The organism is Yoonia vestfoldensis, from assembly GCF_002158905.1.
Taxonomy (GTDB): domain Bacteria; phylum Pseudomonadota; class Alphaproteobacteria; order Rhodobacterales; family Rhodobacteraceae; genus Yoonia; species Yoonia vestfoldensis_B.
Window position 1 is genome coordinate 2,291,656 of sequence record NZ_CP021431.1, and the last position, 24,583, is coordinate 2,316,238.

The following is a 24,583-nucleotide window of genomic DNA, read 5'->3' on the forward strand; positions in this document are numbered from 1 at the left end:
GAAGCAGTTAAACGCAATCACATGCCTCGCGACGACAGAATTCATGTTCCAAAAATCTACATAAACCTTATTATGCGCCCCTATACTTAGCGTTGCGATAGTATATTATTGTATGTATGCTAAACTCCTATCCCGGAGGCTCCACAGCATGCGCCATTTACTCAAGAAGCTCCTCCCCTCGGTCGCAGTCGCTTTGACCGTGACAAGTTCTTCGCTGCCAATACCCGCCCGCGCGCAAACATACCCGATCGATTGCGCGATCCTCTTGTGTCTGTCTGGCGGCTGGCCCGCTTCCGACCCTTGCGCCCGAGCCCGCGCCGAGTTCATCCGGCGGATTACACCTTGGCCAGTGGAACCGCCGCTGCAAATCTGGCGCTGTCCCATGGGCGCCTCTTATGAGAGCGATCGGCTATCAAACAACGCTGGCCGCATCTTTGAAGCCTTGTACCGGGCGAACAGCCGTCGACCACTCCAATCCTTGCCAGTCGACGATCTCGTTCCCACTGATCGGGCACTCCGGCTCGCTCAGGATCGCGCAGACATCGATATCAGCGGACCTGAGTTCAACTTCGTGCGTTCCATCCGCGTCTTCGATGTACGGTATGCCCGACAGCACGAGTCTGGGCGCGATGGTGACTGCAACCGAAGCGCGGCCGTGGTTCTCGGCACTTACGGGACCCAAGGTGACTTCGCCTGGCAAAGGTCTTCCGTCACAGCTCTTCCTTCGGCTCACGTAGGCCTTGATCGCTGGGGCGAGCATTGCCCTGGCATTTATCACCGGTCCGTCTTCGTCGAGTGGCGGGACTATGAGGGCAACTACGGTTTTGAACAGGTGAACTACTAACAGCGATCGGAAATCCAGCACTCATGTTCTTCGCGAGTCGTATTGTCGGGGCAGAAACTGAATGTTGCATCTTCCGAAAGATGAGCGAGTTTCCGCAACCTAATCAGAGTGTTGTGCGGATTTCAGCCGCGCTGGCGCTCGTTTACAGCAACGCTTCGCCCGAAACCCTTACCAAATCAAGTCATGATTGTTTTTGTCCTGATCATGGGAAACGCTCAGCTAAGATTTGACCAATGAGCGCGTCATGAATGATAATCCATCAGACCTTTTGGAAGCCGTTCCTGTATTCAGATTGGTGTGCCCGAATACCGGTGAGGTTGTAGGCGTCGAATACCATTGGAACAATGGCGAAGCGGGCATTTTGTGGCGCGCCGACCCCATCGACAATTATGTGCGACAACCGTTGCAAAGCTCGAATCCGACAAACTGTTAGCGATTCCCGTCGCCTTGGCCCTGCAGAAACCGTGCATAATCTTGACTGACTTCTCTTGCCTCCTCAAACGCTCGGGCCCGCTCTTCGTCCAAACACCGGAAATACGCCTGCACATCGTGGATGTAGGTCTCAAAGTCTTGGCTTATCAGGTCTGCAAATTCGGCAATTGCAACCGAGTCATTGGGGACAAATGGACGGGCTGGCGGAAAGCATGTCTGCGCATCAGCTGCACCTGAAATAACAAGAGTCAATAATATAGCCTGTGGGATACGCTGCAGTCGCTTCATCTTCATGCGCAAATCTCCTACAGTGGGCAAGCATTAAGGTAATTCACCGGTTTTGGCGAAGGTCTGCCGACTGGACAGCCGAAGCGATAATATCACTTGATGCTCGAAAATATACTTTCGTATGTTCGTCCTGTCCATGGTGGACAAGGCGATCATGCGTCTCAAATGAAGAGAAGTGTGACCGCAGGTATGAACTGGGACATCGAAGCACCAAATGTGGTCACTGAAGCCAGATTCCGCGATCTCGTGGAGAGCGGCTATAGCGCCGAGATCTTGTGCCAGGAACCTGCGCACAAGAAAGGCCCCAGCTATTATGGGGTCTGGATCATGCGTGCGGTCTCTGACGAGGGCGTGGAAAAGCTGCTTGTCACGGCCCGTACCCGAACGACCTACAACGACATCAAGATTCGAGAGTTCAAAACCATCACTGGCGTCGTGTCTTTCCTCATCGGCATCGGCTTCTCTCATGCCGATGTCCCGCTCGAGGAAGGCCAGCGGACAACGCATAAGCTGGCTGCTTCCGAAAAGAGCAGCAGCAAGTAGCCTTCTCTTTTTCTGGTTTCTGGCGGGTCCCGCCTCCACGCAAATGGTGCTGGTCATGGAGAGCGATGGCTCTCTGACCTCGTCCCGCTCCCAGGACAGTTTTGCCCGCAACTACAATGACGGCATAGGTCAGGGGTCTGCTGCTGATGAGCTAGCGATCCTCGGTGAAGATGAACCAGATATTGAACCTGACGAATTGCGTCTTGCAGCCTTCTCGCGGCCCGCTCCCCTGCCCCGCGCCGATGTTCTAGCGGCCATCGAAGCCACAGCTATGCGTTATGCCGGGCATCCCGGGCTGCGGCGTGCCGACCTCTCCGCCCGAGACTGGCTGACCCTCTATCGCGCCAATATCGAGGTGGAGAGCGCCTACCGGCAGGATGCGATTTCAAGTGCAGGTGCCATTGGCCTTGGTCAACTGATGCCCGCGACGGCGCGTAACCTCGGCATCGACCCGCGCGATCCGCTGCAGAACCTCGACGGGTCCGCCCGCTACCTCGCGATGATGTTGGAGACATTCGGCGATCCGCACCTGGCGCTGGCTGCCTACAACGCCGGACCGGATGCGGTCCGCCAACACGGTGGCATTCCCCCTTGCTGCGGCGTCCGACTGACAGGTTGAACCCAGCGAGTTCCGTGTCGTGATACCAGTCGGTGGAATCGTGGAATGGCAGGCCCTCGACGAAGGCCTGTGTGATCTTGGTGTGGGGCATTGTCGCAACTCCGATTTTGATGGCGCTTTGACCGCTAAGTCGCCATCGTTGTCGGGCCTTGTCGGTAGATGACACAACCGGAATTGCGAGGTAAGTCGTTGAAATACAAGGTGGACATGCAACGTCGCATGTCGTCGGTAGGTAGGCGGCAGTGATTAGAAGTCAGCTGCTCTATCCAGTTGAGCTATGAGACCGTCACGATGCGGTATCGCGCGGTCGGGGGGCTTTTGGCAAGCCTCAAACCGCCTTAATGGGTCCAGACACCGCGCCGGTTGGTGGCGAAATTTTCGCCATAGCCGCCGGGGCGGATGTTGGGCTTGCGCGATTTGGGCTCTTGCACAATGGCCTCGATCCCGTTTTCGCGGGCGTAATCCAGCGCTGCTTCTTTGCTGTCGAAATACAGCTTTACCTGCGCCTGGGTGTCATCCGATGATGTCCAGCCCATCAGCGGGTCGATGCCGCGCGCGGTCTGTGCGACATGTTCCAGCACCCAGGACCGCGTTTTCGCAGTGCCCGAGGACATGGCGGTTCTGGCTGGCTTGTAGATTCGTGCGCGCATCTTTGGCCCCTTTGCTGACAATCCCTATATGTGCAAAACGCGCAAAGCACGCAAGCCCCGCGTCAGGCCCCATGTCAGGGACCGCGTGTCAGGGACCGCGTCAGGCCCATTCGCCTTTGCGCATGACGGGGATCACCGCGCCGGTCTTGGTGATCCCGTCGATATCCACCGCATCCGACCCCATCATCCAATCGACATGGATCAGGCTTTGGTTGCCGCCTTTTTGCTGCAATTCTTCGGGCGAATACTCTGACCCGCCTTGGATCGTATCGGCGTAACATTGGCCAAGTGCGATATGACAGGACGCGTTTTCATCAAAGAGCGTGTTGTAAAACAATGTGCCGGACTGGCTGATCGGGCTGGAATGGGGCACCAAGGCCACCTCGCCGATGCGGCTGGCGCCATCGTCGGTTTGCAGCAGCGCCTGTAGCACAGCCTCGCCTTTGGTGGCGGTCGCCTCGACGATGCGGCCGGCCTCGAAGCGGACCTTGATGTTTTCGATCACATTGCCCTGATGCGCCAGCGGCTTGGTGGCGGACACCACCCCGTCGACCTTATAGGCATGCGGACAGGTAAAGACCTCTTCGGTGGGAATATTGGGCTGGCAGATCACGCCGTTCAGCGCAGGCGATGCCCCGCCTTTCCAGATATGCCCATCGGCCAGACCCAGCATCAGATCGGTGCCGGGGCCGGTATATTTCAGCGCGGCGAAATCATGATCATTCAGCCATTTGACGCGCTTTTTCAGCTCTGCCGTATGATCGGCCCAATTGGCCACCGGATCGTCGCCATCCAGACGGGATGCTTTATAGATCGCATCCATCAGCTTGCCCTGCGCCTCTGCCACCGGCAGGTCGGGAAAGACGCGCGCAGCCCAGCCAGCACCGGGGAAAGCGACGATGTTCCAGTTGACCTCGAATCCCACGATCGGGGCCATGGCGGGTTTGGCGGCGATGCTTGTGGCCTTTGACAGGCGCGCGACCTTCGTGGGGTCTTGATCGGCCAGCAGCATCGGGTCATCCCCCGTGATCGCCATCCGCGCGGCCCCGCCTTTATAGGCGGCAGCCAGCCCGTCATAGAACCAGCCGGGCGCATGGTCGAAACTGGCATCATCGGCGTTTTCATAACGCGCCAGCGTGATCGCCTCATCGGTGAAAAAGGGCATCACGACCCCCGCCCCGGCCTGATAGGCATGCACGGTGATCGCGCGGACCAGCTCGATCGCGGACAAGGGCGCGGTGATCACCAGATCCTGCCCTTTTTGCAGGTTCACGCCGGTGCGCACGGCGACTTCGGCCAAGCGGTCGAGTTTCACGGGATCAATCATTTTCATACCTCTTTCGTTTGGCCAGAGCTTAGGCCAAGGGTCGCCCTTGATCCAGTGAGCAAAGACAACAACTATGGGTCAACCAAAGGAATCCCCGCCATGGCCTATGCCCAGACCGACAAATCGCCGCCCGTCTATCTGGCGAACCCCGCGCCGGATGTGAAAACCCGCGAAAAAATGGAAGGCGGCAAGCGTTTCAAGCTGCAGACAGAGTTTGAACCGGCAGGCGACCAGCCCACCGCGATTGCCGAGCTTAGCGCCGGGATCATCGCAGGCGAGCGTGATCAGGTGCTGCTGGGGGCGACGGGGACCGGCAAGACATTCACCATGGCCAAGATGATCGAACAGACCCAGCGCCCTGCGATCATCCTTGCCCCGAACAAGACGCTGGCCGCGCAATTATACGGCGAATTCAAAGGGTTCTTCCCCGACAATGCCGTCGAATATTTTGTAAGCTATTATGATTACTATCAGCCCGAAGCCTATGTCGCGCGGTCCGATACCTATATCGAGAAAGAATCCCAGATCAACGAACAGATCGACCGGATGCGCCATTCAGCGACCCGTGCACTGTTGGAACGCGACGATGTGATCATCGTGGCCTCTGTATCCTGTATCTACGGGATCGGGTCGGTCGAAACTTACGGCGCCATGACGCAGGATATCCATGCGGGCCAGATGTATGACCAGCGGCAGATTATCGCCGACCTGATCGCCCAGCAATATCGCCGCAATGATCAGGCCTTTCAGCGCGGCACCTTTCGGGTGCGCGGCGATAGTCTTGAAATCTGGCCGGCCCATCTTGATGACCGCGCGTGGAAATTGTCCTTCTTTGGCGAAGAGCTGGAGGCGATCACCGAATTCGACCCGCTGACCGGCACCAAGACCGGCACCTTCGACAAGGTCCGCGTCTATGCCAATTCGCATTATGTGACGCCCAAACCCACGATGCAGCAGGCCATCATCGGCATCAAGAAAGAGCTGCGGATGCGGCTTGATCAGCTGGTCAATGACGGCAAACTGCTGGAAGCACAGCGGCTGGAACAACGCACCAATTTCGATCTCGAAATGCTGGAGGCGACGGGCGTCTGCAACGGGATCGAGAATTATTCGCGCTATCTGACCGGCCGCGCGCCGGGTGAACCACCGCCCACCCTGTTTGAATTCATCCCCGACAATGCCATCGTCTTTGCCGATGAAAGCCATGTTTCGGTCCCGCAGATCGGCGGCATGTATAAAGGCGACTTTCGGCGCAAGATGACGCTAGCCGAACATGGGTTCCGCCTGCCGTCCTGCATGGATAACCGCCCGCTGAAGTTCGAGGAATGGGACGCGATGCGCCCGCAATCGGTCTTCGTTTCGGCCACCCCCGCGGCATGGGAGATGGAACAGACCGGCGGCGTATTCACCGAACAGATCATCCGCCCCACCGGCCTGATTGATCCGCAGATCGAAATCCGCCCCGTTGAAACGCAGGTCGATGATCTGCTGGACGAGGTCCGCAAGGTCGCCGCCGCAGGCTATCGCACATTGGTGACGACCCTGACCAAACGCATGTCCGAGGATCTGACCGAATATATGCATGAACAGGGTATCCGCGTGCGCTATATGCACAGCGATATCGACACGATCGAACGGATCGAGATTTTGCGCGACCTGCGCCTTGGCGCCTTTGACGTACTGATCGGGATCAACCTTTTGCGTGAAGGGCTCGACATCCCCGAATGCGGGCTGGTCGCCATTCTGGATGCCGACAAGGAAGGGTTCCTGCGGTCTGAAACCTCGCTCGTGCAGACCATTGGCCGTGCTGCGCGCAATGCCGAAGGCCGCGTCATCATGTATGCCGACCGGATCACCGGCAGCATGGACCGCGCGATGAAGGAAACCGAACGCCGCCGTGCCAAGCAGCTGGCCTATAACGCTGAACACGGGATCACGCCGACGACGGTGAAAAAGAACGTCGAGGATATTCTGGCGGGCCTTTACAAAGGCGATGTGGACATGAACCGCGTCACCGCCAAGATCGACAAAGGCCGCGCGGGTGGCAATATCCAGACCGTGATCGAAGGTATCCGCAATGATATGCGCAAAGCCGCCGAGAACCTCGAGTTCGAAGAGGCCGCGCGCCTGCGTGACGAGCTGAAACGGCTCGAAGCGGTGGAACTGGCCATCGCCGATGACCCGCTGGCGCGCCAACAAGCGGTCGATAAGGCGGTGGATGACGCGGCAAAGGCATCAGGGCGCAGCACCGGCGGCCGCGGCGGCATGCGCGGCGGCAAAAGCCGCTATGCCAAAAGGTAGGGTGCGCATGTTGCGCACCCCCTGAAATACGTCCGCAAAAAAGGGCGCGGCCAGCGCGCCCTATGATGCGTCAGAAATCGAACAGGTCTTCCAGAAAGCCACCGCGCTTTTTCTTGCGGGGGCGGCCATATTGATCACGGCTGTCGTCATAGCCGCGTTCGGCGCGCGCAGGCAACGGGGGCGGTGGCGGTGGTGTATAGGCGGCGCTGCGCTCGATGATCTTGTCCAATTCGCCCCGGTCGAGCCAGACACCCCGACATTGCGGGCAATAGTCGATCTCGACGCCAGAGCGGTCAGAGATCACAAGTTGGGTTCCGTCAATCGGGCATTGCATCGCAGCTCTCCTGTGTTTCACTGCGCAAGATGGGAAAGGAGGGACGCAGAAACAAGGGCTTGGGCGGAATGTCGCACCGCCATCGCCATTTGCCAAAATACCGCTATCATCGTACCATGCGCCACCTGCTTGCCCTTTTCATCCTTGCCTCGCCCGCTGCTGCCTGGGACTTCTCGGCGCAGCCGATTTGCACCCTGACGGATGCGGCGGGCACGATCACCGTGACCTATGACGCGGCCTTGCCCGTCTATAGCCTGACAATCACCCTGCCACAGGGCAGATGGTCCGATGATCCGACCTTCGCGATGAATTTCGCAGGGCCCCGTCCGATCTTTATCCAGACCGACCAGCACCAGATCAGCCCCGATGGCCGCAGCCTGACGGTGACGGATCGCGGGTTTGGCAATGTGCTGGACGGGTTGGATTTCAACCAGCGCGCCTATGCGATATCGGGCGATACGACGGTAGGCGTCTCGCTTGACGGGATCGGCCCGGCGATGGCCGCCTTTCGCGCCTGCCCTGCGGCCAATCTTGCATGACAGGCGACACGATCAATCCCACCGATGATGCCGCCCGCGCGCTGGTGCGCCAATTGCTGGCGGATATGCGCCATGCAGCGCTGGGCGTGACGCATCCCGAAACCGGCGCGCCCTATGTCGCGCGTGTCGCGCTGATCTGGGATGGCACCGCCGCGCTGACGCTGGTGTCGACCCTGTCCACCCATACCCAAGCCTTGCTGGCCAGTCCCGCCTGCGCCGCCCTGATCGGCGAACCGGGTGCCAAGGGCGATCCGCTGACCCATCCGCGCCTGACGCTGCATGCGCGGGCAGAGCCGGTGGACAAGCCCGCCCATAAGGACAAATGGCTGGCCGCTGTGCCCAAGGCCAAGCTTTACTACGATTTCGCCGATTTCATGATGTTCCGGCTGGTGCCCAGCGGCATTGACCTGAACGGCGGGTTCGGCAAGGCCTATCGCCTAGGCCCGGACGGGTTTTAGCCGCGCGTTCCAGACCACCGCACCAGCGTCATATCTGCCCCGCAGCACCGCCCCCTTGCGGCGCAGATGCGGGAATTGCACGCGCCAGTCGCGATAGAGGTCATTGCTGACGATGCGCAGCCGGTGCTGGGCGGCAAAGCGCAGGATCGCGCTATCGGCGATCACGCCTTTATCCACAACGCTGACCTGCGCGGCAGGCAGGCCGATCAGCGGTGACAAAGCGCTGGCGTCCAGATAGCGATCCGCCAGCCGGTAACCCGCGCTGGCATCAAAGATCACGATGGGCGCATAGCCTTTGGCCTGCAAGGCGCGCAGCACAAGCGCCAGCACTTTGGCCGATGCAGCGCCGCCCCAATGCATCACATTGGACCCGTCCACCACGATGGCATGGCGCGGGATCGCAGGGCCATGGATCACAGGATCGGGGCGCGCGGACTGGCGACGCCGCCGCAGCAGCAGCAGCACGCCAAGGCCGATCAGTGCCGGCAACAGGATCAACAGCTCGGCTGGCATCATCATCGCGCCATATCAGCCACAAGCCCGGCCCGGCGCAAGCCTGCACCGCTAGCCCCGGCCCTTCCACGGCACCAGCAGACGTTCGGCCCAGCGGATCAGCATATCGATCCCAAAGCCGATGACCCCGATCAGGATGATCCCCATCAAGACGATATCGGTGCTTTGAAATTGCGAGGCGACCATGATCATCATCCCCACGCCCTTTTCCGCCGCGACCAGTTCAGCGGCCACCACCGTGCCCCAGCAGACCCCCATCGCGACACGCGCGCCGGTAAAAATCTCGGGCAGGGAATTGGGTATGATCACATGGCGCATGATCTGCCATTTGGACGCGCCAAGGCTATAGGCCGCATGGACCTTTGATATCCGCACGCCCGACACACCCGAGCGCGCGGCAATCGCCATGATCCAGAGTGCGGCCAGAAACAGCAAGATGATCTTGCCGGTCTCGCCGATGCCCGCCCAGATGATGACCAGCGGGATCAAGGCCAGCGGCGGGACCGGCCGCATGAATTCGACAATCGGGTCAAACCAGCCGCGAAACCAGTTCGACAGCCCCATCGCATAGCCCAGTGGAATGCCGACCAAAGCCCCCAGCGCAAAGCCCACGACCACCCGGAACAGCGAATAGCCCAGATGCTCGGCCAAGGTGGAATTGCGATATCCCGCCGTCGCGATCTCGGTCATGCGCGCCCAGACGGTTTCGGGCGCGGGCAGCCAGATCGGTTCCATCTGCAGGCCCGTTGCGGGGATGATGTTCAGCGTGCCGCGTTCCGACATCGCCACCCGCCCAAAGGCCACATCCACCGCCGCGCCGGGCGCGATGTTCTGGCCGTCAACAGCGGTGATAAACGTCTCCTCGGCGCGGCCCATTTCATCGTTTTCATCCACCCGCAGCAGCTGTGTCCGGTAGGCGGCAATCGTGGTGGAATCGTTCTTGGCGATCCCGTCACCCGGATCAACCTGCGGTGCCGTGGCCGTCGCGCCAACCGGATGGACCAGCACCTGCACCATGGCGTCATCGGTTTCGCCACTGGGCGTGGTGATCGTATAGCTAAAGCTGCCCGTGCCGATGAACGGGCCCGGCGCATGCAGCACCTCTGGCAAGAGCCGCGATCCGGTAAAGGCCGCCCAGAAGACAAAGATCAGCACGACCGACACGACCGAGGCCACAAAATTCGAGCTGACCGCGCTTTCATCGCCGAAGGTCACGGTCTTGAGTGATGTATAATCACGCCGGGGCCGCAGCAGCCGCTTGATCCATGTCCAGATCAGCAGCGTCGCCAGCACCAGCGCCACATAGCCGACCAGATAAGGCAAGGCGCGCGCAATGGTGCGCAGCACCGCCCAAAGCTCTGCGCCCAGATTGCCAAGAATTTCCATCACACACTCTCCGTCCGGCCCATGATTTCCTCTTCCATGTCCCAGATCATCGACAGGATTTCTTCGCGGCGGGCGGCGAAATCGGGGTGTTTCTTGACCTCGCGCAGGTCGCGGCCCACGCCCATTTCAGCGAATGGCAGGCGGTATTCGGTATGTATCCGCCCCGGACGCGGGGCCATGACCAGCAGGCGTTCGCCCAAAAGCAGCGCCTCTTCGACGGAATGGGTGATCAGGATGATGGTCTTGCCGGTCTCTTTCCACAGCTTGAGCACCAGCCCCTGCATCTTTTCGCGCGTCAGCGCATCCAGCGCGCCCAAGGGTTCATCCATCAAGATCACATCGGGATCATTGGCCAGACAGCGCGCCAGCGCCACACGCTGTTGCATGCCGCCCGATAATTCATAGACCGCCTTATCCTTGAAATCCTGCAAGCCGACCACGTCGAGCAGGTGATCGACGATCTCGGCCTTTTGCGCCTTGGCCATGCCTTTCATCGCGGGGCCAAAGCCCACGTTCTGGCGCACGTTCATCCATTCGAACAAGGCCCCTTGCTGGAACACCATGCCCCGTTCGGCCCCCGGTCCGCGCACGCGCTGGCCGTTCAGCACGATCTGCCCGTCCGTGGGGGCCAGAAACCCCGCCACGATGTTCAAAAGCGTGGTCTTGCCACAGCCCGAAGGCCCCAGCACCGACAGCAATTCGCCCGCTTTCAGATCCAGCGAGACATCCTGCAACGCCTGCACCGATGTGCCATTGGGCAAATCAAAACGCATCGACAAACGGTCGATCTGTAATCCTGACATTGATTGGTCCCTTGTCCGGGTCACGGGCGCGCCCAGATCGACGCGCCAGTGACGGCTGGCTTACATGTCGCCGACAGCCCGCAGCGGGCCAAGGTTGACCGTATCGGCATAGCTATCCAGCGCCGAGGGGATTGATCCGCTGTCCACGAACACATCCGCCACGCCTTTCATGAAGGTCGGGGCATTGGCCCCCAGCCAGGCGTCTGACAATTGGTCAGACACGGCCGGAAAGACGAAAGTCGCCATCGTGTCGCGGGCGGTCTCGATGCTCATCCCGGCATCTTGGGCGATGACGGGCAGCATGTCTTCGACCATGGACCCGTCGTTCCAGGCGGCATTCGCCTCGGCGGTGACTTGCAGGAAGGCTGCGACCAGATCGGGGTTTTCCGCCACGAAACTGGCCGGGGCCGTGGTCACGTCAAAGACCAGAATGCCCAAAGCCTCCTTTTCGGCGCCGGTCAGCAAGACATTGCCGAATTCCTTCATCCGGCGCAGCGAGCCGCCCCAACCGCAGGCCATATCAACCTGACCATTGGCGATGGCCGCCGCACCATCCGGCGGTGCCATATTCACGACATCCAGCGAGGCAAGGTCGATGCCGAAATGATCCATCTGGCGCAGAAACCCGTAATGCGCGGCGGTGCCCAAGGGCACGGCGACTTTCTTGCCCGCCAGATCGCCCACCGTGGTCTGATCGATCTCTAACCCCGCGGCCACGACGCAATTGTCGTTATCCGCATAAGAGACCGCCACATCGAGGATCTGCAGATCCTGCCCCGCCGAGGTCGCCACCACGAAAGGCGGCACCCCCTGGCTGACCGACATCTGCACATCGCCCGAGGCCATCGCCGCCGACATCGCGGTGCCCGCATCGAAACTGACCCAATTGACCTTGACGCCCAAAGCCGCGTCATAGGTGCCGTTCACCTTGGCGAACTGAAAGGGCATCGGCCATTCAAGGAAATAGGCGATAGTGATTTCATCGACCGCCTGCGCCTGGGACATGCCTGTCCCGGTCATGACGGCTGCGGCCGCGGCCGCGCTTTTCAGCAATGTCTTGAGTGTCATCTTTCGTCTCCCGTGTTGCGATCCGGCATGCGGATCGTTGCGTGGCGCGGGTTGATCCCGCTTTGACAAGCGCCGCCCAGCACCGCCCTTGCCGGGCATGGCGATGTCTTGGTACAGCGCGCCTGAAGCGGGCCAAGGCAGCTTGTCGCATCAGACAAGGTCAAGCGAACGCAAATGCCGCATCTGCGTCAATCATCACGCAACAGCCGGTCACAGCCGCTGCGGGACGCTCTTTTCGCCCGGCCCGCGCGGTTTATGCCGCCGTTTCATCACGTTAATCCACCTGCGCGGCCCTGTGCGCAGGATCATCACCCGCAATCTGGCCCTATTCATGCAAATGATCTGGCCCTATTGAACCTGCTGAAAGACACGTCAAACTGCTTGCCAATAAGGCGTTGTGCGTATTGGATTCGCACAGCCCTTTTGTCATTCCTCATAACGGAGCCGCCGGACATGGATACAATGAACTTTGCCAACGACCCCGGGCATGTGGTCGAGGCTGATCGCGCCCATGTCTGGCACCATATCAGCCAGCACAAGGCCTATGAAACCATCGACCCGCGCATCATCGTCGAAGGCCGCGGCCTGCGGGTCTGGGACATCAAGGGCAAGGAACATATCGATGCCGTGTCGGGGGGCGTCTGGACCGTCAATATCGGCTATGGCCGCGAACGCATGGGCAAAGCCATTTCCGACGCCGTGACCAAGATGTGTTTCTTCGGCGGCGCGCTTGGCACCATTCCGGGTGCGCAATTCGCCGAAATGCTGATCGAAAAGATGCCGGGGCTGGACCGCGTCTATTACGCCAACTCGGGGTCCGAGGCGAATGAAAAGGCGTTCAAGATGGTCCGCCAGATCAGCCATAAACATTACGGCGGCAAGAAGTCCAAGATCCTCTACCGCGAACGCGATTACCACGGCACCACCATCGCCAACCTGTCCGCAGGCGGGCAGGACGAGCGCAATGCGCAATACGGCCCCTTTGTGCCGGGGTTCATCCGCGTGCCGCATTGCCTTGAATACCGCTCTCAGGACGGGACCTTGGGCGAGGAATATGCAGCCAATGCTGCAAAGGCGATCGAGGATGTGATCCTGGCCGAAGGGGCCGATACGATTGGCGCGCTCTGTCTGGAACCGATCACCGCAGGCGGCGGGATCATCGTGCCGCCACCCGGCTATTGGGAACGCGTGCAGGAACTTTGCCGCAAATACGACATCCTGCTGCATATCGACGAGGTTGTCTGCGGTCTGGGCCGCACCGGCGCTTGGTTCGGCTATCAGCAATTCGGCGTGCAGCCCGATATCGTGACCATGGCCAAGGGCGTGGCCTCTGGCTATGCCGCGATTTCATGCTGCGTGACCACCAATGCCGTCTTCGACATGTTCAAGGACGACACCGACAAATTGTCCTATTTCCGCGATATTTCCACCTTTGGCGGCTGCACGGCGGGGCCAGCGGCGGCGATCGAGAACATGCGCATCATCGAAGAAGAAGACCTGCTGGGCAATTCGCGTGCGATGGGCGCGCATCTGTCGGGCAATCTGCATGCGCTGATGGACAAGCATAAATGGATCGGCGACGTGCGCGGCATGGGGCTTTTCCAAGGCGCCGAACTGGTCGCGGATCGCGACAGCAAGGAACCGCTGGACGAAAAGAAAGTGCAGGCCATCGTGGCCGATTGCATGGCGCAGGGTATCATCATCGGCGCGACCAACCGGTCACTGCCGGGGTTCAACAATACGCTGTTGTTCGCGCCTTCGCTGATCGCGACGCAGGATGATCTGAACCAGATCACCGAGGCCGTGGATCAGGCCATCACCCGCGTTCTGGGCTAGAACAGCCGCTTGCCTTGGCCCTGGGATAAGTCCAGTCTGGACGGATTCTAGGGCCAGCGCATGTCAATTTCCGTCGAAACCTTTTTCCTTGATCCCAGTGCGATCGGCACATTGCAGGCGCGGATCCAGCAGATGGTCGCGCAAGGCATTCTTGCAGGCCGGTTCCGGCCGGGGGAACGCCTGCCCTCTTCGCGGATGATGGCGCAGCATCTGGGGGTCAGCCGGATCACCGTGACGCTGGCCTATACCGAACTGGTCGCCGATGATTACCTGACAGCGCGCGGGCGGTCGGGCTATTATGTCTCGGAAAATGCGCCCGAACCGCCCGCCTTTGCCGCCCCGCAGGCGCAGATTGGCACGGTGGATTGGACCCGCGCCATCGGCCAGCGGTTCACGCCGGGGCTGAGCCTTGAAAAACCGGCCGATTGGGCGAATTACCGGTATCCTTTCATCTATGGGCAGGCCGACCGGACGCTGTTTGATACCACCAATTGGCGGCTTTGCGCCCTGCGGGCCTTGGGGCTGCGCGATTTCGGCGCGCTGACATCTGATTATTACGATGGCGACGATCCCGAATTGGTGGATTTCATCAGCCGCCAGACCCTGCCACGGCGCGGCATCCTGGCAAATCCCGATGAGATCCTGATCACGATGGGCGCGCAGAACGCGCTCTGGCTGTCGGGGCAGGTGCTGCTGAACAACCGCCGCCGCGCCGCGATCGAGGATCCTTGCTATCCCGCTTTGCGCAATATCCTGACGCAATCGCGCTGCCATCTGAGCATCGTGCCGGTCGATCAGGACGGTTTGCCGCCCGCGGCGCTGCCGGATGATATTGATGTGCTGTTCACCACGCCCAGCCACCAATGCCCTACAGCGGCGACAATGCCGCTTGACCGGCGCAAGGCGCTGATCGCGCAGGCCGAGGCGCAGGATTTCATCATCGTCGAGGATGATTACGAATTCGAGATGTCATTCCTGCGCCCGCCCTCGCCCTCGCTTAACAGGCTGCTGAAAAACTCATTCGGTGCCTGTGTTGATGGTAATTTTCGCGCCATTGAGGACCATTTTGTCGGTTGGTATCGCCAGCTCTTTTTCCTCAAGATCAAGCAAGATCATCAGAAGTATGCCGTGGAGATGGGTCAGAGCTTCTTCCTTCGTTTCTCCGCCGGTTCTGGCTCCGAATTCCTCCATCGCTGGACATCGCGCGGTCCATGATCCTGAGTTCTTGTCGATCAATACGCTGTAAATGTATTCCATTGTGCGGTTCCTAAGCCAAGAGCTTTGGTAGGCGCGCCAGGTTATTCGCTGCCATTGTTAACGTGAAGCGGGCGCAGACACGTTCAACACCGCGAAGCGTGGTCTGCGCCATGCCGCCGACGGTCTTTGCCCAACCAAACGGTTCCTCGATCTTCTTGCGGTGCCGCTGAGACAGGGCGTAGCCGGGCTGCCCGGTGGTCCGTCCATCGATTGCGGAATGCCGGGCTTTCTGCGCGACGTGCGGTGTCACAACCATGCGCCTGAGTTCAGCAACGAAATCGGCACTGTCGTATCCCTTGTCCGCACCAAGCGTCAGTCGTCGGGTCGAGCCCGGTGAATGCCGGTTGATCATCTCAAGGGCCGCCTTGCGCTCACCATACCCATCTGCGTGGGTCAACTCTGCCTGCACCACGAAGCCATTGCGGTTCTCCATCAGTGTATGTCCCATGAAGCAAAGCATCGCCGCCGCGCCCGGGGCCTTCTTGTAAAGGCGGGCATCCGGATCCGTAACCGAGGCATGAGTGGCGTTCGAGCGCTTCTCGCCCCGGAAGTTTACCTCTGCGTTGCGGGGCTGGCGAGGCGTATCGGTCATCGGCTGGGTCTCTGTCGGCTGGGGCTGGTCGGCGTTCAGTGCGGTATCGTCGGTTGGCGGTGGCGGAGGCCCACCAGGATCACCATCCTGTGGCGGCGGGGCGTATTCTTTCGGCTGGAAACTCTTCATGGAAGCCCACGCCTTGATCAGGGTGCCGTCGACCGAGAAGTGCTCGTCCGACAGCAGCGGCTTGACCTCGGGGTGTGCGAGGATCGCGGCCATGACCTTGCGCGACATCTCGGTGGTCAGTAGCCGGTCGCGGTTCTTGCTGAACACCGTGGGAACCCACACCGCGTCGTCGATGCCCAGGCCGACAAACCAGCGGAACAGCAGGTTGTAATCCATCTGCTCCATCAACTGCCGCTCGGAGCGGATCGAAAACAGGATCTGGAGAAGGCTCGCCCGGATCAGGCGCTCAGGCGCAATCGAGGGGCGACCAAAGTCAGTATACAGCGCATCGAAATCGGCATCGAGGCTCGTAAGTGCATCGTTCACGATCTGTCTGATCTTGCGAAGCGGATGAACCGCAGGAATTCGCTCTTCAAGGTCAACATAGCTGAACAGCGAACCGCTCGTTTTGTCCGTCCCACGCATCGCCACCCTCGCCACCGCTGCCGTAACAAGGGTGAATCATGTTCTTGAAACAGCGTCGAGCCCCGACTTTTTCAGCAGCCTGTTAAATCGCTCGATCCGTATGGGCGGGTGATCTATGTCGGCTCGTTTTCGAAATCGCTGTTTCCGGGATTGCGGCTTGGCTATCTGGTCGGGCCGGCCCCGTTCATCAAAGAGGCGCGCGCCCTGCGGGCCACTGTCCTGCGCCATCCGCCCGGCCATATCCAGCGCACGGTCAGCCATTACCTGTCGCTGGGCCATTACGACGCGCTGATCCGCCGGATGAGCCGCGCCTATCACGACCGCAGACAGGTCTTGCACAGCGCCTTGCAGGATTACGGGTTGACGGTCGCGGGGCAAAACACATCGGGCGGATCATCGATCTGGGTGCGCACCCCGGACGGGACCGATACGACAGCGCTGGCGCTGGCCTTGCGGGCCGATGGCGTGCTGGTCGAACCGGGCGCGCCGTTCTTTGCCGCCAAGACACCGCCGAGCGAGTATCTGCGGCTGGCCTATTCCTCGATCCCCGAGACCCGGATCAGGGATGGCGTGGCGCTGATCGCGGCGGCATTGGCACGCGGCGGTTGACCGGTCTTGGACTTAGGCTCGGGGGTCAACTGGCCCTAACCGGCCTTGCCAGTTGGACCTATGATCCCTGCAAATCTTTCCCCGTTTTCAAGGACGCAACCCATGCAGATGACCACCGAAGAAGCCTTTGTCAAAACGCTGCAAGCGCATGGGATACGCCACGCCTTTGGCATTATCGGGTCAGCCATGATGCCGATTTCCGATATCTTTCCGGCGGCTGGCATCACCTTTTGGGATTGCGCGCATGAAGGCTCGGCCGGGATGATGGCCGACGGCTATACCCGCGCCACCGGCGAGATGTCTATGATGATCGCCCAGAACGGCCCCGGGATCACCAATTTCGTCACCGCCGTGAAAACCGCCTATTGGAACCACACGCCCTGCCTGCTGGTCACACCGCAAGCCGCCAACAAGACCATCGGCCAGGGCGGGTTTCAGGAAATGGAACAGATGAACCTGTTCAAGGATTGCGTCGCCTATCAAGAAGAGGTCCGCGACCCGACCCGCATCTGCGAAGTGCTGGCGCGCGTGATCGCCAAGGCCAAGCGCCTGTCTGGGCCCGCCCAGATCAACATCCCCCGCGATTTCTGGACCCAGGTGATCGACATCGACATCCCCCAGCCGGTGGAATTCGAAACCAGCCCCGGCGGGACAGTTTCCATCGCCAAGGCCGCCGCCCTGCTGTCAGAGGCGAAATTCCCCGTGATCCTGAATGGCGCAGGCGTCGTGCTGGCGGCAGGCGGGATCGCGGCGTCGCGGGCTTTGGCCGAACGGCTGGATGCGCCGGTCTGCGTGGGGTATCAGCATAATGACGCCTTCCCCGGCAGCCATCCTTTGTTCGCTGGCCCCTTGGGCTATAACGGGTCCAAGGCCGGGATGGAGCTGATCGCCCGCGCCGATGTGGTGCTGGCGCTGGGCACGCGGCTGAACCCGTTTTCCACCCTGCCCGGCTATGGGATCGATTATTGGCCGACGCAGGCCAAGATCATCCAGGTCGATATCAATCCCGACCGGATCGGGCTGACCAAGAAAATCACCGTGGGCATCGTCGGTGATGCCGCCAAGGTCGCGCAGGGCATCAGCGCCCAATTGGCAAAGACCGCAGGCGATGCAGGCCGCGCCGAGCGCCGTGCGCTGATCGCGCAGACCAAATCGGCCTGGGCGCAGGAACTGACCTCGCTGGACCATGAACAGGATGATCCGGGCACCACATGGAACGCACGTGCCCGTGCGGCGCGCCCTGACTGGATGTCACCGCGTCAGGCCTGGCGCGCCATTCAGGCCGCAATGCCCGAGGAGGCGATCATCAGCTCTGACATCGGCAATAATTGCGCCATCGGCAATGCCTACCCCAGCTTTCCGACAGGGCGCAAATACCTCGCCCCCGGTCTGTTCGGGCCCTGCGGATACGGTCTGCCCGCGATCATCGGGGCCAAGATCGGCCAGCCGGATGTGCCGGTGATCGGCTTTGCCGGTGACGGGGCCTTTGGCATTTCGGTCAATGAGCTGACCGCCATCGGCCGCGACGAATGGCCCGCGATCACGCAGATCGTGTTCCGCAACTACCAATGGGGTGCCGAAAAGCGCAATTCGACCCTGTGGTTCGACGATAATTTCGTCGGCACAGAACTGGATATGAAAGTATCCTATGCCGGTATCGCGCAGGCTTGTGGTCTCAAAGGCGTGCAGGTCACGACAATGGACGGGCTGACAAATGCGCTGAAAACCGCGATGACCGACCAGATGGACAATAATACCACCACCTTGATCGAAGTGATCCTGAACCAGGAACTGGGCGAGCCGTTCCGCCGCGACGCGATGAAAAAGCCGGTGCGCGTCGCCGGCATCAATGCGGCCGATATGGCGGCAGAATAGCTTTGCCCTTCGGCTTTGACCCCGGCACCTCGGTCGCGCTGGCCTTTGCGCTCTTGGCTGCGGCCTTTGTGCGGGGGTATTCGGGGTTCGGGTTTTCCGCGATCTTCATCGCCTTCGCCGCCTTGTTGACCAATCCGCTGCCGCTGATCCCCGTGGTTTTCGCCTGCGAGATCATGATGACCGCCTTTCAGGCACGCGGCATCCGGGCGCATATAGACTGGCGCCGTGTCGGCTGGTTGATGCTGGGTGCGGCCATCGCGCTGCCGTTTTCGGTCGCCATGCTGCTGTCGGTGGGCGAAGATATCGCGCGCATTACTATTTCCGGCGTGATCCTGCTGATGGCGCTGCTGTTGCTGTCAGGCTGGCAGTTGCAGCGCCGGATTGGCGCGCTGGGGCACAGCAGCGTCGGTATCCTGTCGGGCATGTGCAACAGCGCCGGGATCGGCGGTCTGCCTGTCGCGGCCTTTCTGTCGGCGCAACCGATGCAGGCTGCGACATTCCGCGCGACAATGATCGTCTATCTGACGGCGCTGGACCTGATCACCCTGCCCTTGTTATGGATGGGGGGTCTGGTCACTTGGGACACGGTGATCGCCGCGCTGCTGGCCTTTCCGATCCTGGGGCTGGGCGTCTGGCTGGGAGGGCGGCGGTTTCTTGCGGCCTCGCCCGCAGCATTCCGGCAATCGGCGGTCTTGCTCTTGCTGCTATTGTCTGCGCTTGGTCTGATCCGGGCGCTGGTCATGTGAAAGGCGCGGTGATGCAAAAGGATTTCCCCTTTCTGTCGCAGGCCCATGCGCGCTGCCCGCAAAGCCTGCTGGATCATGCGCGCCGCCTGCCCGTCCCCCGCGTCGCCTTGGTCAATGCAGGCGGGGCAGAGCCGCTGCAAGGCCTGCGCGAGGCGGCGGGTCTGGGGCTGGCCGTGCCGGTGCTGATCGGTGATCACCCCCGCATAGCCGCCACCGCCGAGGCGATTGGCTGGGACATCACCGACCTGTCCGTGATCCATGCGCCGGGGCCTGCGGCAGCCCAGAAAGCCGCCGAAATGGCCCGCAAAGGCCAGGTTGATGCGATCATGAAAGGCCAGCTGCATACGTCTGTTTTCCTCAAGGCTCTGCTGCCCTTCAGCGCGGGTTTGCGCGACAAGGACAGCCTTTGCGGCCATCTGTTCCACCTGACGATGCCCGGCGCGGACCGGCCTTTGTTGCTGACCGATGCCGCGGTGAATGTCGCGCCCGATATCGCCACGCGGCAGGCCTGTCTGTCCCATGCCGTGCGGCTGGCGCAAAGGCTGGGGATCGCCTGTCCGCGCGTTGGCCTGCTGGCCCCGACCGAAGATGTGGTGCCTGCGATCCCCTCGACGGGCGAAGCGGCGATCATCGCGGCTTGGGCGAAAACCGCCTTGCCCGATGCCATTGTCGAGGGGCCGATGGCACTTGATCTGATCTTTTCGCGCGCGGCGGCTGTGGCGAAAGGCTTTGCCTCCGATGTCTCGGGCAGGCCCGATATCATGCTGGTGCCTGACATCTCGGCGGGGAACGCGCTGGCCAAGCTGATGTCGCTGGGCATGGGCTGCTGTGCGGCAGGCATCGTGCTGGGGGCCAAAGTGCCGATCATGCTGACCAGCCGGTCGCAGACCGCACAGGACCGGATCGCCTCGGCGGCGCTGGGTGTGATCGCGGCGGGGATGCGGGCATGATCCTTGTCGTCAATGCCGGATCATCCTCAGTCAAGGTGGCGCTGTTTGACAGGGGCTTGACGCGGCTTGCGGCGGGCGAGGTGACAGAGATCGGCGGCGATGGCCTGCTGAAACATAGCACAGACAGCAAGCCGATCCGCGCCACCGACCATGCCAGCGCCTTGGCGGCCTTGCTTGCGGCGCTGGTCCCCCAAGGCCACCGCCTGACCGCCGCCGCGCACCGGATCGTGCATGGCGGGGCGGACCTGACCGCCCCGGCCCGCGTGACCCCCGCAGTGATCGCGCAGATCGCCGCCTGCAATGCGCTGGCACCGCTGCATAATCCGCATAACCTTGCGGGTATCGCGGCGATTGCAAAGGCGCTGCCAGACCTGCCGCAATATGTCAGTTTCGACACGGCCTTTCATGCGACCAACCCCGCCATCGCCACCAGCTATGCCCTGCCCGCACAGGAAACCGCCAAGGGCATCCGGCGCTATGGGTTTCACGGGCTCAGCTATCAAGGCCTTGTGCGATCCTTTGGCGACAGGCTGCCGGACCGGCTCTTGGCCTTCCATCTGGGCAATGGGGCCTCGCTTTGCGCGATCAAGGCGGGCAAATCCGTGGCCTCCTCGATGGGGTATTCCCCGCTTGACGGGCTGGTCATGGGCAGCCGCAGCGGCAGCATCGACGGGATGGCCGTGCTGCGACTGGCGCAGGACCACGGGATCGCGGCGGCAGGCGATATCCTGAACCGGCACAGCGGGTTGCGCGCCTTGGGCGGCACCAGCGACATGGCGCAATTGCTGCGCATGGACAGCGAGGGCGCGCGTTTTGCCGTGGATCATTTCTGCTATTGGGCCGCGCGGCAGGCCGGATCGGCCGTGGTCGCGATGGGCGGCGTTGACGCCATGGCCTTTACTGGCGGGATCGGTGAAAATGCACCGCAAATCCGCAGCCGGATCATGGACCATCTGGCGTTTCTTGGTAAGGTGCCCCAGCATGTGATCGCCGCCGACGAGGAACAGCAGATCGCCCGCGATGCGCTGACCCTGTTGGCGCAAGACCAGCCACGCGAAGGAGCAAGCCATGTCCCTTGACCAGCCACCGATTGACACATCGCCGCATGTGTCCGACGAGGTGCGCAAGACGACCTGCTATATGTGCGCCTGCCGCTGCGGGATCAATGTGCATATGAAGGATGGCAAGGTCGCCTATATCGAAGGCAACCGCGACCATCCGGTGAACCAGGGCGTGCTTTGCGCCAAAGGGTCCGCAGGCATCATGCAGCATAATGCGCCGTCACGGCTGCGCGCGCCTTTGCGCCGCACCGGCCCGCGCGGCTCGGGCCAGTTCGAGGAAATCTCTTGGGAAGAGGCGTTGCAGACCGCCACCGATTGGCTGGCCCCGATCCGCGCGAACCACCCTGAAAAACTGGCCTTCTTCACCGGCCGCGACCAATCGCAATCCTTTACCAGTTTCTGGGCGCAAGGGTTCGGCACACCCAATTACGCGGCCCATGGCGGGTTTTGTTCGGTGAATATGGCCGCCGCCGGTATCTATACGATGGGCGGGGCCTTCTGGGAATTCGGCCAGCCTGATTGGGACCATACGAAATTGTTCATGCTGTTCGGCGTGGCCGAGGATCACGACAGCAACCCGATCAAGATGGGCATTGGCAAGATCAAGGCCCGCGGCGCGCGGATCATCGGCGTGAACCCGATCCGCACCGGATATAATGCCGTGGCCGACGATTGGGTCGGCATCACGCCCGGCACCGACGGGTTGTTCATCCTTGCGCTGGTGCATTGCCTGATGCAGGCGGGCAAGGTCGATCTGGATTATCTGGCGCGGTTCACCAATGCCTCTGTGCTGATCAACGAGGACCCCAAATCCGACCAATTCGGCCTGTTCCTGCGCGATGCCGCAGGCCAGCCACAAGTGATCGACCGGCGCACAGGCCAGCTTGCGCCCTGGAACGGGCAAGGCGTGGAACCTGATCTGGCCGCCACCCACCGCGCCGCAGGCATCACGCACCGGCCCGTCTTTCACCTGATGGCCGACCGCTATCTTGATCCCGCTTACGCGCCAGAGGCCGTGGCCGAGCGTTGCGGCATCCCCGCCCAGCGCATCCGCGCATTGGCCGCCGATCTGGCACGGGTGGCCTTTGACGAACCGGTGATCCTTGACCGGGAATGGACCGATTTTCGCGGCAAGAAACACGCCCAGATGATCGGGCGCCCCGTCAGTTTCCACGCGATGCGGGGCATTTCGGCCCATTCCAACGGTTTCCAGACCTGCCGCGCGCTGCATATGCTGCAAATCATACTTGGCGCGGTGGAAACGCCGGGCGGGATGCGGTTCAAACCGCCCTATCCCAAACCCGCCACGGCCCATCCCAAACCGCATGGCAAGGTAACAGCGGGCGCCGCCCTTGACGGGCCGCATCTGGGCTATGTGCAAGGCCCCGAAGACCTGCTGTTGCATGATGACGGCAGCCCGATCCGCATCGACAAGGCGTTTTCATGGGATAATCCGATGTCGGCGCATGGGCTGATGCATATGGTGATCAGCAATGCCCATGCGGGGGATCCCTACAAGATCGACACTTTGTTCATGTATATGGCGAATATGTCGTGGAATTCGTCCATGAATCTGGGCGGCGTGCATAAGATGCTGACCGATACGGATGCCAACGGCGATTACGTCATCCCGCGCATCATCTATTCGGATGCTTATTCCTCGGAAATGGTGGCCTATGCCGATCTGATCCTGCCCGACACGACCTATCTGGAACGGCATGATTGCATCAGCTTGCTCGACCGCCCGATCTGCGAGGCAGACGGGGTCGCCGATGCGATCCGCTGGCCGGTTGTCGCGCCCGACCGCGATGTGCGCGGGTTCCAATCGGTGCTCTGCGATCTGGGCGCGCGGCTGGGCCTGCCGGGGTTCGTGAATGACGATGGCAGTGCGAAATACAAAGATTACGCCGATTACATCACAAATCACATCCGCCGCCCCGGCATCGGGCCGCTGGCCGGGTTTCGCGGCGCGGATGGCAAGGATGAAGGGCGCGGCGCGGCCAACCCCGATCAATTGCAAAGCTATATCGACAATGGCGGCTTCTGGATCAGCCATGTCCCCGACACCTGCGCCTATTACAAACCTTTCAACGCGGCCTATCAGGATTGGGCGGTCAAGATGGGCTTTTACGACGTGGTGCAGCCCTATATCTTCCAGCTTTACGTCGAACCTTTGCGCAAATTCCAGGCCGCCGCCGAAGGGCATGGGCACCGCCAGCCGCCCGATCATCTGCGCGGCCAGATCAAGGCCACGATGGATCCGCTGCCGATCTGGTATCCACCCTTCGAGGATGGCCATGTCGATCCCGCCGCCTATCCGATCCACGCGCTAACCCAGCGGCCGATGGCGATGTATCATTCCTGGGGCAGCCAGAACGCCTGGCTGCGGCAGATCCACGGACATAACCCGCTCTATCTGCCGACCAAGATATGGGACCAGCACGGATTTCAGGACGGCGACTGGGCCTGCGTCACCTCGGCGCATGGATCGATCACCGTGCCGGTGGCCCATCAGGCGGCGTTGAACGAAAATACGATCTGGACATGGAACGCCATCGGCAAACGCAAAGGGGCTTGGGCGCTGGACGAACATGCCCCCGAGGCGACCAAGGGGTTCTTGCTCAACCACCTGATCCACGAACTTCTGCCGCCACGCGGCGACGGGCTGCGCTGGGCCAATTCGGACCCCATCACAGGCCAGGCCGCCTGGTTCGACCTGCGGGTGAAAATCGAAAAATCAGCCCAGCCGAACGAGGCCCAGCCCGTCCTGCCCGCCATCTCATCCCCCGTCCCGCAAGGGCCAAAAGACATCGCATGGACATCGCGCAAATGACCAAAGGCCAAATCCTTCTGCTGATCGCCCTCTTCGTGGCGCTGACGCTCGGCAGCTTCATCTGGTTTATCGCCACATGGGATGCCAGCGCGCGCGCGCCCATCGGATAAAGCGCCATGCCCCCG

Annotated in this window: 23 protein-coding genes and 2 pseudogenes; 16 read left to right on the forward strand and 9 right to left on the reverse strand. The window is 61.2% G+C overall.

Annotated features, from left to right (window positions below):
• Positions 1–148 precede the first annotated feature (148 nt).
• A complete protein-coding gene (locus LOKVESSMR4R_RS20580) occupies positions 149–844 on the forward strand; it encodes a hypothetical protein (RefSeq protein WP_237331772.1) in 696 nt (231 codons plus the stop codon).
• A gap of 244 nt (positions 845–1,088) precedes the next feature.
• Positions 1,089–1,277: a hypothetical protein gene (locus LOKVESSMR4R_RS20160; RefSeq protein ID WP_157898192.1), complete on the forward strand. Its 189-nt coding sequence runs from the start codon at positions 1,089–1,091 to the stop codon at positions 1,275–1,277.
• Here the strand turns inward: LOKVESSMR4R_RS20160 and LOKVESSMR4R_RS11440 are convergent.
• The gene (locus LOKVESSMR4R_RS11440) at positions 1,274–1,570 is read right to left on the reverse strand and encodes a hypothetical protein (RefSeq protein ID WP_237331773.1); all 297 of its coding nucleotides are present in this window, start codon (positions 1,568–1,570) and stop codon (positions 1,274–1,276) included. The two genes, LOKVESSMR4R_RS20160 and LOKVESSMR4R_RS11440, sit on opposite strands and share 4 nt — an antisense overlap.
• A 183-nt stretch (positions 1,571–1,753) precedes the next feature.
• Between LOKVESSMR4R_RS11440 and LOKVESSMR4R_RS11445 the strand changes: the two genes are divergently transcribed.
• Positions 1,754–2,107 carry a hypothetical protein gene (locus LOKVESSMR4R_RS11445; protein WP_087213119.1) on the forward strand — a complete coding sequence of 118 codons (354 nt, stop codon included), beginning with the start codon at positions 1,754–1,756 and terminating at the stop codon, positions 2,105–2,107.
• 43 nt (positions 2,108–2,150) lie between these two features.
• Positions 2,151–2,726, forward strand: a complete 576-nt coding sequence (locus LOKVESSMR4R_RS11450; RefSeq protein ID WP_087208503.1) for a lytic transglycosylase domain-containing protein — start codon at positions 2,151–2,153, stop codon at positions 2,724–2,726.
• 338 nt (positions 2,727–3,064) lie between these two features.
• Here the strand turns inward: LOKVESSMR4R_RS11450 and LOKVESSMR4R_RS11455 are convergent, their stop codons facing one another.
• Positions 3,065–3,376, reverse strand: a complete 312-nt coding sequence (locus tag LOKVESSMR4R_RS11455; protein ID WP_087208505.1) for an ETC complex I subunit — start codon at positions 3,374–3,376, stop codon at positions 3,065–3,067.
• 100 nt (positions 3,377–3,476) lie between these two features.
• Complete coding sequence (locus LOKVESSMR4R_RS11460) at positions 3,477–4,709, reverse strand: aminopeptidase (protein ID WP_087208507.1); 1,233 nt, start codon at positions 4,707–4,709, stop codon at positions 3,477–3,479.
• A 93-nt stretch (positions 4,710–4,802) separates the two neighbouring features.
• Here LOKVESSMR4R_RS11460 and uvrB point away from each other — a divergent pair, with 93 nt between their 5' ends.
• On the forward strand, positions 4,803–7,004 hold the full coding sequence (gene uvrB, locus LOKVESSMR4R_RS11465) for an excinuclease ABC subunit UvrB (protein ID WP_087213122.1): 2,202 nt from the start codon (positions 4,803–4,805) through the stop codon (positions 7,002–7,004).
• Positions 7,005–7,074: 70 nt separating this feature from the next.
• On the opposite strand, the gene LOKVESSMR4R_RS11470 is transcribed toward uvrB, so the two are convergent.
• Positions 7,075–7,338 carry a zf-TFIIB domain-containing protein gene (locus tag LOKVESSMR4R_RS11470; RefSeq protein ID WP_087208509.1) on the reverse strand — a complete coding sequence of 88 codons (264 nt, stop codon included), beginning with the start codon at positions 7,336–7,338 and terminating at the stop codon, positions 7,075–7,077.
• Between the two features lie 116 nt (positions 7,339–7,454).
• On the opposite strand from LOKVESSMR4R_RS11470, the gene LOKVESSMR4R_RS11475 reads away from it, so the two are divergent.
• Both LOKVESSMR4R_RS11475 and LOKVESSMR4R_RS11480 read left to right on the forward strand, forming a co-directional pair.
• Positions 7,455–7,877, forward strand: coding sequence for an excinuclease ABC subunit B (locus LOKVESSMR4R_RS11475; protein WP_087208511.1), 423 nt, complete (start codon positions 7,455–7,457; stop codon positions 7,875–7,877).
• The gene (locus tag LOKVESSMR4R_RS11480; RefSeq protein WP_087208513.1) at positions 7,874–8,335 is read left to right on the forward strand and encodes a pyridoxamine 5-phosphate oxidase; all 462 of its coding nucleotides are present in this window, start codon (positions 7,874–7,876) and stop codon (positions 8,333–8,335) included. The genes LOKVESSMR4R_RS11475 and LOKVESSMR4R_RS11480 overlap by 4 nt, the downstream gene beginning before the upstream one ends.
• Here LOKVESSMR4R_RS11480 and LOKVESSMR4R_RS11485 read toward each other — a convergent pair.
• Genes LOKVESSMR4R_RS11485 through LOKVESSMR4R_RS11500 form a run of 4 tightly spaced genes read right to left on the reverse strand, consistent with a single transcriptional unit; the run spans position 8,315 to position 12,105 of the window.
• Positions 8,315–8,854, reverse strand: a complete 540-nt coding sequence (locus tag LOKVESSMR4R_RS11485; protein WP_087208516.1) for an NYN domain-containing protein — start codon at positions 8,852–8,854, stop codon at positions 8,315–8,317. The two genes, LOKVESSMR4R_RS11480 and LOKVESSMR4R_RS11485, sit on opposite strands and share 21 nt — an antisense overlap.
• A gap of 45 nt (positions 8,855–8,899) precedes the next feature.
• Positions 8,900–10,234 carry an ABC transporter permease gene (locus LOKVESSMR4R_RS11490; RefSeq protein ID WP_087208518.1) on the reverse strand — a complete coding sequence of 445 codons (1,335 nt, stop codon included), beginning with the start codon at positions 10,232–10,234 and terminating at the stop codon, positions 8,900–8,902.
• Positions 10,234–11,037, reverse strand: coding sequence for a taurine ABC transporter ATP-binding protein (locus LOKVESSMR4R_RS11495; protein ID WP_087208520.1), 804 nt, complete (start codon positions 11,035–11,037; stop codon positions 10,234–10,236). Before LOKVESSMR4R_RS11495 ends, LOKVESSMR4R_RS11490 begins: the two co-directional genes overlap by 1 nt.
• Before the next feature lie 60 nt (positions 11,038–11,097).
• Positions 11,098–12,105, reverse strand: a complete 1,008-nt coding sequence (locus LOKVESSMR4R_RS11500) for an ABC transporter substrate-binding protein (RefSeq protein ID WP_087208522.1) — start codon at positions 12,103–12,105, stop codon at positions 11,098–11,100.
• A 453-nt stretch (positions 12,106–12,558) separates the two neighbouring features.
• Between LOKVESSMR4R_RS11500 and LOKVESSMR4R_RS11510 the strand changes: the two genes are divergently transcribed.
• Both LOKVESSMR4R_RS11510 and LOKVESSMR4R_RS11515 read left to right on the forward strand, forming a co-directional pair.
• Positions 12,559–13,941: an aspartate aminotransferase family protein gene (locus tag LOKVESSMR4R_RS11510; protein WP_087208526.1), complete on the forward strand. Its 1,383-nt coding sequence runs from the start codon at positions 12,559–12,561 to the stop codon at positions 13,939–13,941.
• Positions 13,942–14,001: 60 nt separating this feature from the next.
• Positions 14,002–14,949 (forward strand): annotated as a pseudogene (locus LOKVESSMR4R_RS11515) (PLP-dependent aminotransferase family protein); the annotation flags it as partial.
• A gap of 259 nt (positions 14,950–15,208) precedes the next feature.
• On the opposite strand, the gene LOKVESSMR4R_RS11520 reads toward LOKVESSMR4R_RS11515, so the two are convergent.
• Positions 15,209–16,384, reverse strand: coding sequence for an IS5 family transposase (locus tag LOKVESSMR4R_RS11520; RefSeq protein WP_087205670.1), 1,176 nt, complete (start codon positions 16,382–16,384; stop codon positions 15,209–15,211).
• Positions 16,385–16,465: 81 nt separating this feature from the next.
• On the opposite strand from LOKVESSMR4R_RS11520, the pseudogene LOKVESSMR4R_RS11525 reads away from it, so the two are divergent.
• From LOKVESSMR4R_RS11525 to LOKVESSMR4R_RS20710, 7 genes and pseudogenes are all read left to right on the forward strand, one after another.
• Positions 16,466–16,993 (forward strand): annotated as a pseudogene (locus LOKVESSMR4R_RS11525) (aminotransferase class I/II-fold pyridoxal phosphate-dependent enzyme); the annotation flags it as partial.
• A 102-nt stretch (positions 16,994–17,095) separates the two neighbouring features.
• Positions 17,096–18,868: a sulfoacetaldehyde acetyltransferase gene (gene xsc / locus LOKVESSMR4R_RS11530; RefSeq protein ID WP_087208528.1), complete on the forward strand. Its 1,773-nt coding sequence runs from the start codon at positions 17,096–17,098 to the stop codon at positions 18,866–18,868.
• Positions 18,865–19,614, forward strand: coding sequence for a TSUP family transporter (locus LOKVESSMR4R_RS11535; protein WP_087208530.1), 750 nt, complete (start codon positions 18,865–18,867; stop codon positions 19,612–19,614). Before xsc ends, LOKVESSMR4R_RS11535 begins: the two co-directional genes overlap by 4 nt.
• Before the next feature lie 11 nt (positions 19,615–19,625).
• Positions 19,626–20,564 carry a phosphate acyltransferase gene (locus tag LOKVESSMR4R_RS11540; RefSeq protein WP_087213126.1) on the forward strand — a complete coding sequence of 313 codons (939 nt, stop codon included), beginning with the start codon at positions 19,626–19,628 and terminating at the stop codon, positions 20,562–20,564.
• On the forward strand, positions 20,561–21,643 hold the full coding sequence (locus LOKVESSMR4R_RS11545; protein WP_087208532.1) for an acetate/propionate family kinase: 1,083 nt from the start codon (positions 20,561–20,563) through the stop codon (positions 21,641–21,643). The genes LOKVESSMR4R_RS11540 and LOKVESSMR4R_RS11545 overlap by 4 nt, the downstream gene beginning before the upstream one ends.
• Complete coding sequence (locus LOKVESSMR4R_RS11550; RefSeq protein ID WP_087208534.1) at positions 21,633–24,458, forward strand: molybdopterin oxidoreductase family protein; 2,826 nt, start codon at positions 21,633–21,635, stop codon at positions 24,456–24,458. The genes LOKVESSMR4R_RS11545 and LOKVESSMR4R_RS11550 overlap by 11 nt, the downstream gene beginning before the upstream one ends.
• The gene (locus LOKVESSMR4R_RS20710; RefSeq protein ID WP_257790128.1) at positions 24,440–24,568 is read left to right on the forward strand and encodes a hypothetical protein; all 129 of its coding nucleotides are present in this window, start codon (positions 24,440–24,442) and stop codon (positions 24,566–24,568) included. Before LOKVESSMR4R_RS11550 ends, LOKVESSMR4R_RS20710 begins: the two co-directional genes overlap by 19 nt.
• The last annotated feature ends 15 nt before the right edge of the window (positions 24,569–24,583 follow it).

Excerpts from the sequence above, each read along its gene's own strand:
- LOKVESSMR4R_RS20580 (WP_237331772.1), top strand. The coding sequence starts at position 149 with ATGCGCCATTTACTCAAGAAGCTCCTCCCCTCGGTCGCAGTCGCTTTG.
- LOKVESSMR4R_RS20160 (WP_157898192.1), top strand. The coding sequence starts at position 1,089 with ATGAATGATAATCCATCAGACCTTTTGGAAGCCGTTCCTGTATTCAGA.
- LOKVESSMR4R_RS11440 (WP_237331773.1), bottom strand. The coding sequence starts at position 1,570 with ATGAAGATGAAGCGACTGCAGCGTATCCCACAGGCTATATTATTGACT.
- LOKVESSMR4R_RS11445 (WP_087213119.1), top strand. The coding sequence starts at position 1,754 with ATGAACTGGGACATCGAAGCACCAAATGTGGTCACTGAAGCCAGATTC.
- LOKVESSMR4R_RS11450 (WP_087208503.1), top strand. The coding sequence starts at position 2,151 with ATGGTGCTGGTCATGGAGAGCGATGGCTCTCTGACCTCGTCCCGCTCC.
- LOKVESSMR4R_RS11455 (WP_087208505.1), bottom strand. The coding sequence starts at position 3,376 with ATGCGCGCACGAATCTACAAGCCAGCCAGAACCGCCATGTCCTCGGGC.
- LOKVESSMR4R_RS11460 (WP_087208507.1), bottom strand. The coding sequence starts at position 4,709 with ATGAAAATGATTGATCCCGTGAAACTCGACCGCTTGGCCGAAGTCGCC.
- uvrB (WP_087213122.1), top strand. The coding sequence starts at position 4,803 with ATGGCCTATGCCCAGACCGACAAATCGCCGCCCGTCTATCTGGCGAAC.
- LOKVESSMR4R_RS11470 (WP_087208509.1), bottom strand. The coding sequence starts at position 7,338 with ATGCAATGCCCGATTGACGGAACCCAACTTGTGATCTCTGACCGCTCT.
- LOKVESSMR4R_RS11475 (WP_087208511.1), top strand. The coding sequence starts at position 7,455 with ATGCGCCACCTGCTTGCCCTTTTCATCCTTGCCTCGCCCGCTGCTGCC.
- LOKVESSMR4R_RS11480 (WP_087208513.1), top strand. The coding sequence starts at position 7,874 with ATGACAGGCGACACGATCAATCCCACCGATGATGCCGCCCGCGCGCTG.
- LOKVESSMR4R_RS11485 (WP_087208516.1), bottom strand. The coding sequence starts at position 8,854 with ATGATGATGCCAGCCGAGCTGTTGATCCTGTTGCCGGCACTGATCGGC.
- LOKVESSMR4R_RS11490 (WP_087208518.1), bottom strand. The coding sequence starts at position 10,234 with ATGGAAATTCTTGGCAATCTGGGCGCAGAGCTTTGGGCGGTGCTGCGC.
- LOKVESSMR4R_RS11495 (WP_087208520.1), bottom strand. The coding sequence starts at position 11,037 with ATGTCAGGATTACAGATCGACCGTTTGTCGATGCGTTTTGATTTGCCC.
- LOKVESSMR4R_RS11500 (WP_087208522.1), bottom strand. The coding sequence starts at position 12,105 with ATGACACTCAAGACATTGCTGAAAAGCGCGGCCGCGGCCGCAGCCGTC.
- LOKVESSMR4R_RS11510 (WP_087208526.1), top strand. The coding sequence starts at position 12,559 with ATGGATACAATGAACTTTGCCAACGACCCCGGGCATGTGGTCGAGGCT.
- LOKVESSMR4R_RS11520 (WP_087205670.1), bottom strand. The coding sequence starts at position 16,384 with ATGCGTGGGACGGACAAAACGAGCGGTTCGCTGTTCAGCTATGTTGAC.
- xsc (WP_087208528.1), top strand. The coding sequence starts at position 17,096 with ATGCAGATGACCACCGAAGAAGCCTTTGTCAAAACGCTGCAAGCGCAT.
- LOKVESSMR4R_RS11540 (WP_087213126.1), top strand. The coding sequence starts at position 19,626 with ATGCAAAAGGATTTCCCCTTTCTGTCGCAGGCCCATGCGCGCTGCCCG.
- LOKVESSMR4R_RS11545 (WP_087208532.1), top strand. The coding sequence starts at position 20,561 with ATGATCCTTGTCGTCAATGCCGGATCATCCTCAGTCAAGGTGGCGCTG.
- LOKVESSMR4R_RS11550 (WP_087208534.1), top strand. The coding sequence starts at position 21,633 with ATGTCCCTTGACCAGCCACCGATTGACACATCGCCGCATGTGTCCGAC.
- LOKVESSMR4R_RS20710 (WP_257790128.1), top strand. The coding sequence starts at position 24,440 with ATGGACATCGCGCAAATGACCAAAGGCCAAATCCTTCTGCTGATCGCC.